7 protein-coding genes are annotated in these 14,481 nt (G+C 71.5%); 6 read left to right on the top strand and 1 reads right to left on the bottom strand.

The annotated features are described in order from the left end of the window. Positions 1-248: 248 nt before the first annotated feature. The gene (locus tag OG194_RS17990) at positions 249-1,955 is read left to right on the top strand and encodes a glycerol-3-phosphate dehydrogenase/oxidase (protein WP_327401869.1); all 1,707 of its coding nucleotides are present in this window, start codon (positions 249-251) and stop codon (positions 1,953-1,955) included. Positions 1,956-2,028: 73 nt separating this feature from the next. On the opposite strand, the gene OG194_RS17985 is transcribed toward OG194_RS17990, so the two are convergent. Continuing rightward, entirely contained in the window at positions 2,029-3,135 is a 1,107-nt protein-coding gene (locus OG194_RS17985; protein WP_327401868.1) for a serine hydrolase domain-containing protein, read from the bottom strand. 170 nt (positions 3,136-3,305) lie between these two features. On the opposite strand from OG194_RS17985, the gene OG194_RS17980 reads away from it, so the two are divergent. The 5 genes from OG194_RS17980 to OG194_RS17960 all read left to right on the top strand — a co-directional run bounded on the left by OG194_RS17980 (position 3,306) and on the right by OG194_RS17960 (position 14,394). Next, the gene (locus OG194_RS17980; RefSeq protein ID WP_327407121.1) at positions 3,306-5,852 is read left to right on the top strand and encodes a serine/threonine-protein kinase; all 2,547 of its coding nucleotides are present in this window, start codon (positions 3,306-3,308) and stop codon (positions 5,850-5,852) included. Between the two features lie 164 nt (positions 5,853-6,016). Then, entirely contained in the window at positions 6,017-9,136 is a 3,120-nt protein-coding gene (locus OG194_RS17975; protein WP_327401867.1) for a protein kinase, read from the top strand. 157 nt (positions 9,137-9,293) lie between these two features. Then, the gene (locus OG194_RS17970) at positions 9,294-10,949 is read left to right on the top strand and encodes a serine/threonine-protein kinase (RefSeq protein WP_327407120.1); all 1,656 of its coding nucleotides are present in this window, start codon (positions 9,294-9,296) and stop codon (positions 10,947-10,949) included. Between the two features lie 29 nt (positions 10,950-10,978). Continuing rightward, positions 10,979-12,634 (top strand): serine/threonine-protein kinase, encoded by a 1,656-nt coding sequence (locus OG194_RS17965; protein WP_327401866.1) that lies wholly within the window; start codon positions 10,979-10,981, stop codon positions 12,632-12,634. 119 nt (positions 12,635-12,753) lie between these two features. Then, positions 12,754-14,394: a serine/threonine-protein kinase gene (locus tag OG194_RS17960; RefSeq protein WP_327401865.1), complete on the top strand. Its 1,641-nt coding sequence runs from the start codon at positions 12,754-12,756 to the stop codon at positions 14,392-14,394. Positions 14,395-14,481 lie beyond the last annotated feature (87 nt).

Raw genomic sequence — 14,481 nt, 5'->3', positions numbered from 1 at the left:
ACCGAAGTGGGACAGGTGCGCAAGCCCTGTGGACAGAACGAGCGAGCGCAATGTCAGACTAGGAGTAAATATGACCGTTATGCGGGATTGGACGGCTGTGTTTTTCGGCAGTCCTGTGATTGTTGTCCACAGGCTGGGGGCGAGTGGTGGCTGAAGTCGGGCAACCCGGTCAGAATTTGGGCAGGAGGGATACGAACCGGGCTTCGCCGAACGGGTGCGGCCGGCGCTACCGATAGCGGGAGGCAGCGGTGAGGACAGCGACACTGGGTCCGGCGCAGCGAGCCGAGGCACTGGCGGGAATGGCCGAGCGCGAACTGGATGTGCTCGTGGTGGGCGCGGGCGTGGTCGGCGCGGGCACCGCCCTGGACGCCGTGACACGCGGCCTGTCCACGGGACTGGTCGAGGCGCGCGACTGGGCGTCCGGCACATCGAGCAGGTCGAGCAAGCTCATCCACGGAGGTCTGCGCTATCTGGAGATGCTCGACTTCGCCCTCGTCCGCGAGGCCCTCAAGGAACGCGGACTGCTCCTGGAGCGCCTCGCCCCGCACCTGGTGAAGCCGGTGCCGTTCCTGTACCCGCTCCAGCACAAGGGCTGGGAGCGTCTCTACGCCGGCTCGGGCGTCGCGCTCTACGACGCGATGTCCATGGCCCGCGCGCATGGGCGGGGTCTGCCCACCCACCGTCACCTGAGCCGCCGTCACGCCCTGCGCGTGGCGCCCGCGTTGAAGAAGGACGCGCTGGTCGGCGCCCTTCAGTACTACGACGCGCAGATGGACGACGCCCGCTATGTGGCCACCCTGGTGCGCACGGCTTCCTCCTACGGCGCGAAAGTCGCCAACCGCGCGCGGGTGACCGGTTTCCTGCGCGAGGGCGAGCGCGTGGTCGGCGCCCGGGTGCAGGACGTCGAGGCGGGCGGCGAGTACGAGATCCGCGCCAAGCAGATCGTGAACGCCACGGGCGTGTGGACCGACGACACCCAGGCGATGGTCGGCGAGCGCGGCCAGTTCCACGTCAGGGCCTCCAAGGGCATCCACCTGGTCGTCCCCAAGGACCGCATCAACTCCACCAGCGGGCTGATCCTGCGCACCGAGAAGTCCGTGCTGTTCGTCATCCCCTGGGGCCGGCACTGGATCGTCGGCACCACCGACACCGACTGGGACCTCGACAAGGCCCACCCGGCCGCGTCCAGCGCCGACATCGACTACCTGCTGGAGCACGTGAACTCGGTGCTCGCGGTGCCGCTGACCAGAGACGACGTCCAGGGTGTGTACGCGGGGCTGCGCCCGCTGCTGGCCGGTGAGTCGGACGCCACCAGCAAGCTGTCGCGCGAGCACACCGTCGCGCATCCGGTGCCGGGGCTCGTCGTCGTGGCGGGCGGCAAGTACACGACGTACCGGGTGATGGCCAAGGACGCCGTGGACGAGGCGGTGCACGGGCTCGACATGCGGGTCGCCGAGTGCGTCACCGAGGACGTGCCGCTGCTCGGCGCTGAGGGGTACCGGGCGCTGTGGAACGCGCGGGCACGGATCGCCTCGAAGACCGGCATCCATGTGGTGCGGGTGGAGCACCTGCTGAACCGTTTCGGGTCGATGGCGGAGGAGGTCCTCGACCTCATCGCCAAGGACCCCGCGCTCGGCGAACCCCTCCAGTTCGCCGACGACTATCTGCGCGCCGAGGTCGTCTACGCCGCCTCGCACGAGGGCGCACGGCACCTGGACGACGTCCTCACCCGCCGCACCCGCATCTCGATCGAGACCTTCGACCGGGGCACGCGCAGCGCCCGTGAGGCGGCCGAGCTGATGGCACCGGTGCTCGGCTGGGACAAGGACCAGATCGAGCGCGAGGTCGAGCACTACGAGAAGCGGGTGGAGGCCGAGCGGGAGTCGCAACGCCAGCCCGACGACCTGACGGCGGACGCGGCGAGGTTGGGGGCGCCAGACATCGCGCCGCTGTAGCCGGGTCGCGGATCGGCCCGCTTCACTCGAACGAGTGTCGTGAACCGGGATCTTTGTCCGGAGCCCGGCCGTTCTACGAGGTGCGGGGGCAGAACTCGGCGGCGAGCAGGGCCGGTTCGAGACCGGGGTCGGCCATCTCGCTCGTGTTCACCCGGAAGGTGAGGACATGACGGCCGTCGACGGTGGCTGCGGTGCGCACGTAGCTGCCGGAGATCCGGCCGTTGTGCCCCCACACCGTGGTGCCGCACGGGAGCTTCACCGGAAACAGACCCATGCCGTACGAGCCGCGTGCGGTACGGGTGTCGAGCATCTCGCGCAGCCAACGCGGGGGCAGGAGTTCGCCGCCGAGCAGGGCCGAGTAGAAGCGGTCCAGGTCGGTGAGCGTGGTCACCAGCTCGCCCGCGGCCCCGGCCACCCGCGGGTCGAGATCGGTGACGTCGGAGCCGTCGGTCGCGTAGGCGCGGCCGTGCGGCGAGGGAAGAGTGGTGCGGGAGCCCGGGAAGGAGGTGCCCGTCAGACGCAGCGGAGCGATGATGCGGCGCTCGGCCTCGGTGGCGTACGAGTTGCCGGTGACCTTCTCGATCACCAGGCCGAGCAGCACGTAGTTGGTGTTCGAGTAGGAGAAGCGGCCGCGATCGGCCGGTGGGTGGGTGACTGCCATACGGACGGCCTGAGTTGGGGAGACGGGGACCGTGCCCCCGGTGACCGCGGTGAAGTCGTACAGACCGCTGGTGTGGGTGAGCAGGGAACGGAGGGTCAGCGCGCGCCCGTCGTTGCCCGCTCCGTGTACCAGACCGGGCAGGTGTCGCTCCACCGTGTCGGACAGGGACAACCGGTGTTCGGCCGCCAGTTGGAGGATCACGGTCGCGATGAAGGTCTTCGTGATGCTGCCGGCGCGGAAGTGGTCGGCACGGCTGATGCCTTTTCCCGCCTGTGTGTACTCCGTCGTGCCGAGTGCGTAGTCCGACTCGGCCCGCGCGTGGTCCGTCCCGGCCGGGGCGATGCCAACGCCCGTGCTGTCGTGGGCCAGTAGCGCCGCGGCGGGGGCTCTGCCCCGGATGACCAGCAGTCTGACCAGGGCGTTCGTGTCCGGTGCCGAGTGGGCCTGGGAGGCGGCCGCGGACAGACAGAGGAGAGCCAGGGACACCGGAAGGGCGAGGAGTGTCCGAGGAGTGGGCATCGTGGTCCTCCGTTCTCACCGGTCATCCTGCCCGGCTTGGCTGTGTGACCTGCGGCGGATAGGGGACCGGATGCGCCGTCGGTGCGCGGGGAGGGGCCCCCTGGGCGTTGGGCACTTGTTCGGTGGGGGACAATGGAGGCTCTGTCAGGGCGGGTTGCATGAGGGGACGCATGTCGGAGGCGGAGCGGGCGGGGACATCCCGTCAGGACAAGAGCGAACGTCTCCTCGCCGGGCGGTACCGGTTGGGAGCAGTGCTCGGCCGCGGAGGCATGGGCACGGTGTGGCGTGCCGAGGACGAGACCCTGGGCCGGACGGTCGCCGTCAAGGAGCTGCGGTTCCCGACCAGCATCGACGAGGACGAGAAACGCCGGCTGATCACGCGGACGTTGCGCGAGGCCAAGGCCATCGCGCGGATCCGCAACACCAGCGCGGTGACGGTCTACGACGTCGTCGACGAGGACGACCGGCCGTGGATCGTCATGGAGTTGGTCGAGGGCAAGTCGCTCGCCGAGGCCATCCGGGAGGACGGCCTGCTGGAGCCGCGGCGCGCCGCGGAGGTCGGGCTCGCGATACTCGACGTCCTGCGGTCCGCGCACCGCGAGGGCATCCTGCACCGCGACGTGAAGCCGTCGAACGTGCTGATCGCCGAGGACGGCCGGGTCGTGCTCACCGACTTCGGTATCGCGCAGGTCGAGGGCGACCCGTCGATCACCTCCACCGGCATGCTCGTCGGCGCGCCCTCCTACATCTCTCCGGAGCGGGCCCGCGGGCACAAGCCCGGTCCGGCGGCCGACCTGTGGTCGCTCGGCGGGTTGTTGTATGCGGCGGTCGAGGGCGCACCGCCGTACGACAAGGGTTCCGCGATCGCCACGCTCACCGCGGTGATGACGGAGCCGTTGGAGGAGCCGAAGAACGCCGGGCCGTTGAAGGACGTCATCTACGGCCTGCTGAACAAGGACCCGGCCCAGCGTCTCGACGACGCGGGTGCCCGGGCGATGCTCAACGCGGTGATCCACGCGCCCGAGCCGAAGGCTGAGCCGGAGCCGGCGGCGGACGCGACGAGGGTGGTGCCGTTGCCGGCGCAGCCGGGGCCCGCGGAGTCCGGTGGCAGGAAGACCGGCGCCAAGAAGAGCGGTGGCGGGAGCGGGAGTTCGGGTCCTTCGGCGGGGGCCGAGCGGTTGCGTGGGGCGCTGCGGTCCATGCGGAAGGCGGCGGGGGGTTCGGCGGGGGCCGGGGCTGCCGCGTCTTCGGCGGCTGCGGGTTCGGCTACGAGTTCTGGTGCGGCTGCGGGTTCTGCTACGGGTCCGGGTGCCGGGTCGGGTTCCGGTGGGGCTTCAACTCCCGTTGCCGGTAAGCCGGGTGGCTCGGGCGCGGGTGTTGGAGCTGGTGCGGCTGCCGCCGGGGCTGGTTCGGCCGGTGTTGCCGGTACTTCGGGCAGGAGTGGCTCCGGTGCTGCCGGGACCGCCGGCCCTGGTGGAGTGAAGAGCGGTGCTGCCGGCGGGAGTTCGAAGCCTGTTGTCGACGGGCCTCGGACGCCCGGGGTGCCTTCGGCTCGGTCGGCGGGTGCTTCTGGTCCGGCGACCCGTTCCGGGACGTCGGCCGGTGCGGGAACTGCGTCGGGTGCCGGCGCTTCGGCTGGTTCCGGGAGTGCGGCCGGTTCCGGTGCTGCGGCCGGCTCGGCGGCGCAGGCCGGTGCGGCGGACTCGGGGACGCGTGACTCGGCGGGTGCACGTGACTCGGCGGGTACCCGTGACCCCGGTACGCGTGATCCGGGTGTGCAGGCGTCCGGGCTGCGGGAGACGGGACTGGGGGACTCCGGTACCCGGGACCTGGGGGGCGCGACGCACGAGTCGAGTACTCGGTCGGCCACCTCGGGTTCGGGTGGGCGGAGTTCCGGGTGGCCCGTGATGACGCCGCCGGATCTGCCGCCGCGGCCGGTGCCGAGGGCGCCGATCACCGACGTGGTGCCGAAGCGGACGCTGGTGATCATCGCGGTCGTCATCGCGCTCGCGGTGATCAGTGTCGTGCTGGCGCTCACGCTCGGTGGCGATGACGACGACTCCAAGGGGTCGAAGCACACCGGCGGCGCCAAGGCGGACAGCAGTGTCAGCGCGAGCGCGAGTGCGAGCACCGACACCAAGAAGGACAGCGGCGACACCGGGAGCACGGGCGGTTCGAAGAGCGACTCCAAGGCGACGGCAACGGCCTCGGGGAGCACGGCGGGTTCGGGTACGAACGCGTCCGGCGGGAGCGGTGACGAGACGGACGGTTCCTCGGGCGGCGCCGCGGTCGTGAAGACGTACAAGGGGAGCCAGGGCTTCTCGATAGGCCTGCCCGCCGGGTGGTCGTACCAGTCGACCGACTCGGCCGGGGTCCGGCTGACCGGGCCCGATGGGCAGAAGCTGCTGATCGCCTGGACCAGTACGCCGAAGGGCGACGCGGTGGCGGACTGGAAGAACCAGGAGCAGTACATGACGCGCTCCGGGTACCACCGGATCCGAATAGAGAAGGTGGACTACCGGGGCTGGAACACGGCCGACTGGGAGTTCACCTATGAGGACGGCGGGACGAAGTACCGCACCATCGACCGCGGGTTCGTCGTCAACAGTCATCTCGGATATGCCCTCATGTACACCGCGAAAGACGCCAATTGGGGCAGCGAGCTCCGCAAGGACACCTGGACGACCCTGACGAAGACGTTCGAACCGAAGTCGTGAGGCGGGTGGGTCCGGGTTTGGCGCGCCAGATCCGTCAACCCCTCTTTGTGGGTTGCCTCCGGCACGTATCGTGAGTGGTTGCGGACCGTACGCATCCAGGTATTGAGGCGGAACGGGGCGCAAGGCGAACGGAATTGACCAACCGGGCGGCCGGGGGAGGCAACGTGGACGACTATGCGGGTCGGGTGCTCGCCGACCGCTACCGCCTGCCGCTGCCGCCCTCCGACGAGTACGAACTCACCGAGACCCGGGCCTTCGACACCTACAGCGGGCAGGAAGTCCTGGTCCGCCAGGTGCCGTTGCCGGAGGTCGTCGAGGCGGAGGTGCTCGGCGAGGACGGGCTGCCCGACGGGTTCACGGCGCGTGATCGCGGGGCGCGGCGGCCGGCCGCGGCGCGGACCGCGACGCGGCGGCCTTCCGATCCGGCGGTGCGGCGCGCGGTCGAGGCCGCGCAGGCCGCGGCGCGGATTCCCGACCATCCCCGGCTGGACCAGGTCTTCGACGTGTTCGCCGAGGGCGGTTCGCTGTGGATAGTGAGCGAACTGGTCTCCGCCCAGCCGTTGTCCGCACTGCTCGTCGAGAAGCCGTTGTCGCCGTACCGGGCGGCCGAGGTCGCCTCCGACGTGCTGATGGCGCTGCGGGTCCTGCACGCGCACGGCTGGGTCCACCGGAACATCACCGCCCGCACGGTGCTCGTCTGCGACGACGGCCGCGTCATGCTGACCGGCCTCGCGGTCGGCGCGGCGGAGGAGGCACTGTGCGGCTACGACCCGGTGCCGCCCCAGGACGGCGACGAGGACGGACGCGGGCAGCAAGGACAGCACGGCGGCGGTGCGGCGGTACCCGCGAGTCTCAGGGCTCAGGCCGGCGGCGCTGTACCGCGTGCGGGTTCTACGGCCCCGCGCGGTTCCGTATCTCCTTCCGGCTCGACGACTCCGCCCGGTCCCAGGGCTCCCGGCGGTTCTACGCTCCCTGCGGTCCCCGGTAACTCTCGTGGCGGTGGCGCGATCGGCTTCGGCGGCGCGGGCGGCGGAACCGCCACAGGTGCAACTGCCGCTGCCGTAGGCCCCGGCGCTGTGGACCCCGAGGCCGCCCGGCGGGCCGCGATCGAGGCGAGGGCCGCCGGAGGGCTGCCCGGAGTCGGTGCGGAGAGCGGTGGCGCAAGCGCGTCCTCCGCGGCGCTGGCCCGCAGGGAAGCGGAGGTCGGCGGTGACGCCAGGGCCGCGCGGGCCGGTGCGATCGCCGCGTACCGGGCAGGCGCGCGAGCCGCCGCCCGGGTCCAGGAGACCCAGCAGCCGGCGCTCCCCGGTGCCCGGCCCCCGGCCGAGGGCGAGCGCGGCACCGCCCAGGCCAACGGTTCGGCCCAACTGCCGTACTCCGGCGGCAACGGCGTGGAGCAGCACCCGCCCGGCACCACACCCCCGGGCCAGATAGCCGACCCCTACGGCGTCCGCAACACCGCCTGGCACGGTGCGACACCGCGGCCCGGCACCGGTGGACAGGCTCCGGCAGTACAGGGTGACCGGCCGTTCCCTCAGCAGGAGGGCGGCGGCACCGGTGCACTGTCCCCGGGCGGAACAGGCACGTTCCCCGGCGCGAACACCCCGGCCCCCGGCGGTACCCCCCGCCCTCACGGCGCGGACCCTTCTGCTTACGGCGCGAACACCCCGGCCCCTGGCGGCGCCCCCCGCCCTCATGGCGCGGACCCTTCTGCCTACGGCGCGGACCCCTCGGCCTACGGCGGAGGAGCCCGCCCCTACGGCCCGGGCACCCCGGCCCACGGCGCCGACCCTCACGGCGCGGACCCCGCCGCCCAGAGCCCCGACCCCTCCACCTACGGCGCCCTGACCCCCGCCACCGGTCACCCCGCCCCGCCCTCCACCGGCGCTCCCCGCCTCCCCGGCCTGGACGGACCCGTTCCTCCAGGTCAGGCCGCCGTCCCCGGCTCCGGCAACTCCCCTCGCCCTCCCGCCCGTTGGGACGAGCTGGCCGCCGCCGGTGTGCCCGCTCGCCGGGGCCCCGCCACCGCACTGGCCGCCGAGCGCGCGCGGCAGGTGCGGATGACGGTCGTGGGGCCGGTGACCGAGCGGTGGGCGCCCGAGCAGGCCGTACCGGTGCATGAGAACTGGCAGTTGGCCGCGCCGATCGGGCCCGCGACCGACCTGTGGGCGCTCGGGGCGTTGCTCTTCCGGGCCGTGCAAGGGCATGCGCCTTACCCGGAGGAGGCGACTGCCGAGCTGGTGCAACTCGTGTGTGCGGAGCCGCCTGCCTTCGCCGAGGAGTGCGGGCCGCTGAGGCCGGTCGTGGAGTCGCTGTTGCGGCAGGACCCGACCGAGCGGCTCGACTTCGAGGAACTGCGGGGCTGGCTGCGGTCGTTGGTGCGTTCGGCGCCCGAGCCCGAGGCCGGTACGTATGTCGTCGCCACCCCGCCGACCGATCCCCGGCGGCTGCCGATCGTGCGCAGGCGGGGCGAGTTGGTGCGCAGGCGGCGGGCCGGGCTGCCCGCGACCAGTCCGCACGGGCGGCACAAGCGGGCCAAGGAGGAGGTCGGCGGGTCGCCGCGCAGACTTGGCCGGACCCTGTTGATTCTCATCTTCCTGTTGCTGGCCGGCGCCGTCGCGTACGCCATGCTCTTCATGCCCAAGTCCGGGGAGAACTCCGGTGCAGGGGACGGGGATCGGACCGGGGCCGCAGGGGAGGTCAGTACCGCGCCCAGTCTGTCCTCGGCCGGGGCCGGCAGTCAGCCGCAGCCCGATCAGACCTCGCCCAGTGCCCACAACAGCCCCTCGAACTCCGCCAGTTCGACCGAGACGCAGACGGACCCGAACGTCGCCGACGGGTTCGTGCTGCGCAAGGACCCCGAAGGGTTCCGGGTCGCGGTGGCGAAGGGCTGGACCCGGACGCCCAAGAACGGGAGCGGTCAAGTCGTCTACTCCCACGGCGACTTCGAGCTGATCGTCGTAGCGGGGCGGGACAGTGCCACGACGGACGGCAGCGACCCGATGGTCTATCAGCGGGACAAGGAGGCCGAGTTGCAGCCGTACCGCAACTCCAGCTGGGCCACCGCGACCGGGCTGCGGACCATCACGGTGGGCGGAAAGACCATGGCCGAGGGGCAGTTCACCTGGACGGACAGTCAGGGCGGCGCCCTGTTCGTGCGCAACATGGCGTTCCTCATCAACGGCCGCTACCACATCGTGCAGGTACGCGGCCCGGAGGCTCAACGGGACGAAGTGACACGGCTGTACGAGCAGGCGTCGTCCACCTATCAGTACACCGGGTGACCTGCGGAGGCGGCGCGCCGAGGCCCGGCGGTTCCCGTTCGGGCGCAGAAGCGACAACCGTCACAGTGCGGTCTCCGTGGTACCCCGCTGGTTCCCTGGACGAGGCCCTGTCCTTACGCTGAGCCTGTCAAGAGCATTGCGGGGAAACGTGAATCAGATGCAGGGCCTGCTCCTCGCGGGGCGCTATCGGCTGGCCGAATCGATCGGCAGCGGCGGTATGGGCCGGGTGTGGCGGGCGCACGACGAGGTGTTGCACCGGGCCGTCGCCATCAAGGAGTTGACGGCCGCGCTCTATGTGTCCGAGAGCGACCAGCCGAGACTGCTGGCGCGCACCCGCGCCGAGGCGCGCGCCGCCGCGCGGATCAACCACTCCGCCGTCGTCACCGTGCACGACGTACTCGAACACGACGGCCGCCCATGGATCGTCATGGAGCTGGTCGAGGGCAACTCCCTTGCCGACGAGGTCAAGGAGAAGGGCCGGATCGAGCCTGCCGAGGCCGCGCGCATCGGTGTATGGGTGCTGCGCGCGCTGCGCGCCGCGCACGCCGCCGGTGTCCTGCACCGTGACGTCAAGCCCGGCAACGTGCTGCTCGGGCAGGACGGGCGGGTGCTGCTCACCGACTTCGGCATCGCGCAGATCGAGGGCGACAGCACCATCACGCGCACGGGAGAGGTCGTGGGCTCCGTCGACTACCTCGCCCCCGAGCGCGTCCGCGGCGCCGACCCCGGACCGTCCTCCGACCTGTGGGCGCTGGGCGCCACGCTCTTCACGGCCGTTGAGGGCCGTTCGCCGTTCCGCCGCACCTCGCCGCTGTCCACCATGCAGGCCGTCGTCGAGGAGGACGCCGGCGAACCGCGGTACGCCGGTGCGCTCGCGCCCGTCATCGCCGCGCTGCTGAACAAGGACCCCGCGCTACGGCCCGACGCGGACCAGACCGAGCAGATGCTCGCGGAGGCGGCCGAGGGGCGGCGCCCGCGCGCGGCGGAGGAGTGGCTGCCGACCCAGCGAGTGGGCTCCCGGCAGGGCGGGTTGGCGGAGGACTTCGGTTCGGGCTCGGGTGCGACGCCGTACCCGTCGGCGACCGGGGGCGCGGCGCCGTACGCGTCGGCGACCGGGGCCACGTACCAGCACACACCGCCCGTCTCCCTCGCGCCCCCCGGGGCGATCGCTCCGCCGAAGCGCCGCCGGCTGCGCTCGGTGGTCCTCGTGGTCGTCGCCGCCGCGCTCGTCGGCGGCGGTACGGCGCTGGGGCTTCAGAAGTGGCATCAGGACCAGGACCAGGGCGGCACCCCGGGCGCATCGGCCTCACAGAGCGCCACGCCGACCCCGCACAGTTCGGGTCCCGCCAACTGGCAGGTCTACCACGACCCTTGGGGCTTCGACATATCCCTCCCCAAGGGCTGGGCGCGGAAGGTCTACGGCGACTCCGGCGGCATCAAGCAGGTCGACTACACGCCCGACAACGGCAAGCACTTCGTCCGCATAGCGATCGACACCTCCCCGGACTTCCCCACCGCGAACGCCCACCAACTCGACCTGGAAGTTCAGCTCCAGCGGCTGGTCGACTACAACCGGGTGACCCTGGAGGCGAACACCTACCGCGACCGTCCCGGCTCCCTGTGGGACTACACCTGGACCGCGCAGCCGAAGGACACGCCCTACCCGGGACCCCGGCGCGCCATCGAGGAGACGTACATGTCCCGCGACGGCGTCGAGTTCGCGATCTACATGTCCGCGCCGGCCGCGGACTGGGCGACGACCAGCGCGCAGTTCAAGACGGTCCTACAGAGCTGGAGTCCCGACTCGGGCTGACCGCTTCCGGTTGCGTCATGATGGTGCGCATGGGGACCGAGGGGGACAACGCCCGGATGATCGCCGGGCGTTACCGACTGGAGAAGCGGCTCGGGCGCGGTGGCATGGGCGTCGTGTGGCGGGCGACCGACCAACTCCTGGGCCGGCAGGTCGCGGTGAAGGAGATCGCCCAGGACGACTCGCTCTCCGAGGAGGAGGCCCGCCAGCAGCGCGACCGCACTCTGCGCGAGGCGCGGGCGGTGGCGCAGCTGCGGCACCCGCACATCATCGTCGTGCACGATGTCGTCGAGCAGGACGAACGGCCGTACATCGTCATGGAGTTGATCGACGGCGGTTCGCTCGCCGAGCGGATCTCCGGCCGTGGCCCGGTCGACGCCGCCGAGGCCGCGCGGATCGGGATCGCCCTCCTCGGCGCGCTGCGCACGGCCCACGCGGCGGGCGTCCTGCACCGGGACATCAAACCGGCCAACGTCCTGTTGCAGACCGCAGCCGACGAGGCCGACTCCGAGCGGGTCGTGCTGACCGACTTCGGTATCGCGCAGGTCGCGGGCGCCACGACCCTCACCGAGAGCGGCGCGTTCGTCGGCTCGCCCGAGTACACCGCGCCGGAGCGGATGTCGGGCGTGCGGACCGGTCCCGCGTCCGACCTGTGGTCGCTGGGCGTGCTGCTGTGCACGGTGCTGAGCGGTGAATCGCCGTTCCACCGCGACTCGCTGGGCGGCATCCTGCACGCGGTCGTCATCGACGAGATCCGCCCGCCGGAGCAGGCCCGGCCGCTGCTGCCCGTCGTACGGGGACTGCTCGAACGCGATCCGGAACGGCGGCTGGAGGCGGCGGAGGCCGAGCGGCTGCTGCGGGCCTTTCTCGACACCGGTCGGACACCGAAGGCGACATCCGGCCAGACGGGTAAGCGGACACCCGGGTACACACCGACCCAACGGGACGTTCCACGACGGGAGTTGGTGCCACCGCCGTCGCCGTCGGCCCCCGAGCCGTCACCGACACCCGCCTCCACGGCCGAGCAGACCCCCCGGCGCACCACCCGCGGTGTGCTCGTCACCGCGCTGCTGGTCGCGGCGATGGCGGGGGCCGGGGTGTCGGCGGCGGCTCTCTTGATGCGAGGGGACGGAGACGGGGGCGTCGCCGCGCCGGTGAGTTCGGCGCCGTTGACCTCCACGAGTGCCGGTACACGGTCACCGTCGCCCACCCCCTCGGTGAGCACCGGGACGCCCAACACCCCCACCGCGCCCTCCGGTTACCGCGTCGCCCACGACCCCGACGGCTTCTCCCTCGCCGTACCGGAGGACTTCGTGCGCGTGCCGCAGGGCGAGCGCATCTTCTACATGTCGCCGGGGGAGACCTTCCGGCTCGGCATCAAGATGTCCGACCCCGAACAGGGCGGCCCGCTCGCGGTGATGAAGAGCGCGGCGGCCAAGGGAGCGGCCACGAACCCCGGTTACCACGACGGCAGGGTCACCGACACCACGCACTACGGACACCCCGCCGCGCTCTGGGAGTTCAGCTGGAACGGCTTCAGCACGGCGGAGGGACCCCGGCACACGTACGACATGTGCTGGGAGGAGAACGGCCGGATGTACGACGTGTGGGTGTCGGCGCCGGTCGGGAAGGTGCGGGAGGCGAAGGAGTACTTCGACGTCGCGCTGGACACCTTCGCCCGCACGTGAGGCTTCGCGTGAACCCGTAAGCACGTAACGGGAGATAAGCCGCGCCCTCGGTCACGGGTCTGTGACCGGAAAGCACCAGAGGTGGATACGGCGGCGGTTGGCGCGATATGGATGGACGCATGAGCAGCAACGGGGGAGCCAGACACGGAGCCGACGAGCCGACGAGTTTCGCCCTGCAACCGCCGAACCCGCGCATGGCCGTCCCGGCGCAGGTGCCGCACCCGAACAACCCGTACGCGACGCCGAGTTCATCGCCCGAGCCGACGCCGGACCCCGGCACCGGACGTCTCATAGCCGGGCGGTACCGGTTGCTCGGCAAGCTCGGGCACGGCGGTATGGGCACGGTGTGGCGGGCCAAGGACGAGACGGTGGACCGCGAGGTGGCCGTAAAAGAACCACGTGTCCCGGACCATCTTCCCGAACGCGAACGCGCCAACGCCTTCGAGCGGATGCGCCGCGAGGCGCGCGCGGCGGCACGGCTCGACCACCCGGCTGTCGTGAACGTGCATGATGTGGCCGTGGTCGACGGTCAGCCGTGGATCGTGATGGAGCTGGTGACCGGCCGCTCGCTGGGCGACGCGTTGCAGGAGGGCACCCTCGACGCACGCGACGCGGCCCGGATCGGCCTCCAGGTGCTGGGCGCGCTGGAGGCGGCACACGCGGCGGGCGTCCTGCACCGTGACGTCAAGCCGGACAACGTCCTGCTGGGCCGCCACGACCGGGTCGTCCTGACCGACTTCGGTATCGCGCAGATCGAGGGCGAGACGAACCTGACCGACACCGGCGGGTTCGTCGGCTCACCCGAATACATCGCGCCGGAACGGGTGTTGGGCCAGCGTCCCGGCCCCGCCTCCGACCTGTGGTCCCTCGGCGTGGTCCTGTACGCGGCGACGGAGGGCGTCTCCCCGTTCCGCCGCAGCAACACCCCCGCCACCCTCCAGTCGGTCCTCAACTCCGCGCCCGCTCCGCCGACTTCGGCCCCGGGTCCGCTCGCCGACCTCATCACCGCCCTCCTCGCCAAGGGCGCCGCGAGCCGCCCGAACGCGGCCCAGGTGCGCGCCGTACTGGAGTCGGTGGCCAACCCGCCGGCGCCGGTGCCCACGCAGGAGGTGCGGTACGTCGAACGCCCCGGAACCGGAAGCGGATTCCGCCCGGGCCGCAGGACGTGGTTCGGCCTCGTCGCGGCGGCGGTGACGGCGTATCTGCTGATCGCGAACCCGTTCGCCGGATCGCGGACACTCCCGCAGGGCTGGAAGAAGCACCACGAGACGGACGTGGCGGCGACGCTCGCGACCCCCGCCAAGTACGAGCCCGTCCTGCCCGACCGCCGGACGGACAAGGGCCACTGGATCACGTACACCGACCCGAGCGGGAGCATCTCGATCGGCCTGGCCCTCGTCAAGAAGTCCGAGGACACCCTCGGCGAGATCAAGGACTCGGCCGCGGCCCAGATGTACGACGACAACGGCGACTTCAAGCAGAGCGGCAGCTCCAGCCTCGACATGCCGGAGAACCCGGACACGGACACGAAGCCGACCGGCACCTACCGGGGCAGGCCCGCCGCCATGAACACGGTCACCTACAAGACCGACGACAGCCAGTACCCCCGCCCCCGGGAGGTGCAGATCTTCTACTACAAGACCACCTCCGGCAACATGTACCGACTCACCATCGGCTACCCGGGCGACGGCGATTTCACGGCCCGCGGCCGCGAGGTGGCCAAGGCGGCGATCGCGAACCTGGACGTCGACACGCTCTGAGCGAGGGTGCGACGGCGCGCAAATGCGTTGTCAGCGGCGGCAGTTAAGGTCATTCTCCTCTTTACCGGATCTTGGGAGGGGTTTGAT

It is taken from the genome of Streptomyces sp. NBC_01288, from assembly GCF_035982055.1.
In the GTDB taxonomy this organism is placed as follows: Bacteria; Actinomycetota; Actinomycetes; order Streptomycetales; family Streptomycetaceae; genus Streptomyces.
The sequence above is the reverse complement of the archived record's forward strand: the minus strand, read 5'-3'. Positions and strand labels throughout refer to the sequence as shown.

Bases quoted from the DNA above. Each gene is read 5' to 3' on its own strand.
- OG194_RS17985 (WP_327401868.1), bottom strand. From the start codon at position 3,135: ATGCCCACTCCTCGGACACTCCTCGCCCTTCCGGTGTCCCTGGCTCTC.
- OG194_RS17980 (WP_327407121.1), top strand. From the start codon at position 3,306: ATGTCGGAGGCGGAGCGGGCGGGGACATCCCGTCAGGACAAGAGCGAA.
- OG194_RS17970 (WP_327407120.1), top strand. From the start codon at position 9,294: ATGCAGGGCCTGCTCCTCGCGGGGCGCTATCGGCTGGCCGAATCGATC.
- OG194_RS17965 (WP_327401866.1), top strand. From the start codon at position 10,979: ATGGGGACCGAGGGGGACAACGCCCGGATGATCGCCGGGCGTTACCGA.
- OG194_RS17960 (WP_327401865.1), top strand. From the start codon at position 12,754: ATGAGCAGCAACGGGGGAGCCAGACACGGAGCCGACGAGCCGACGAGT.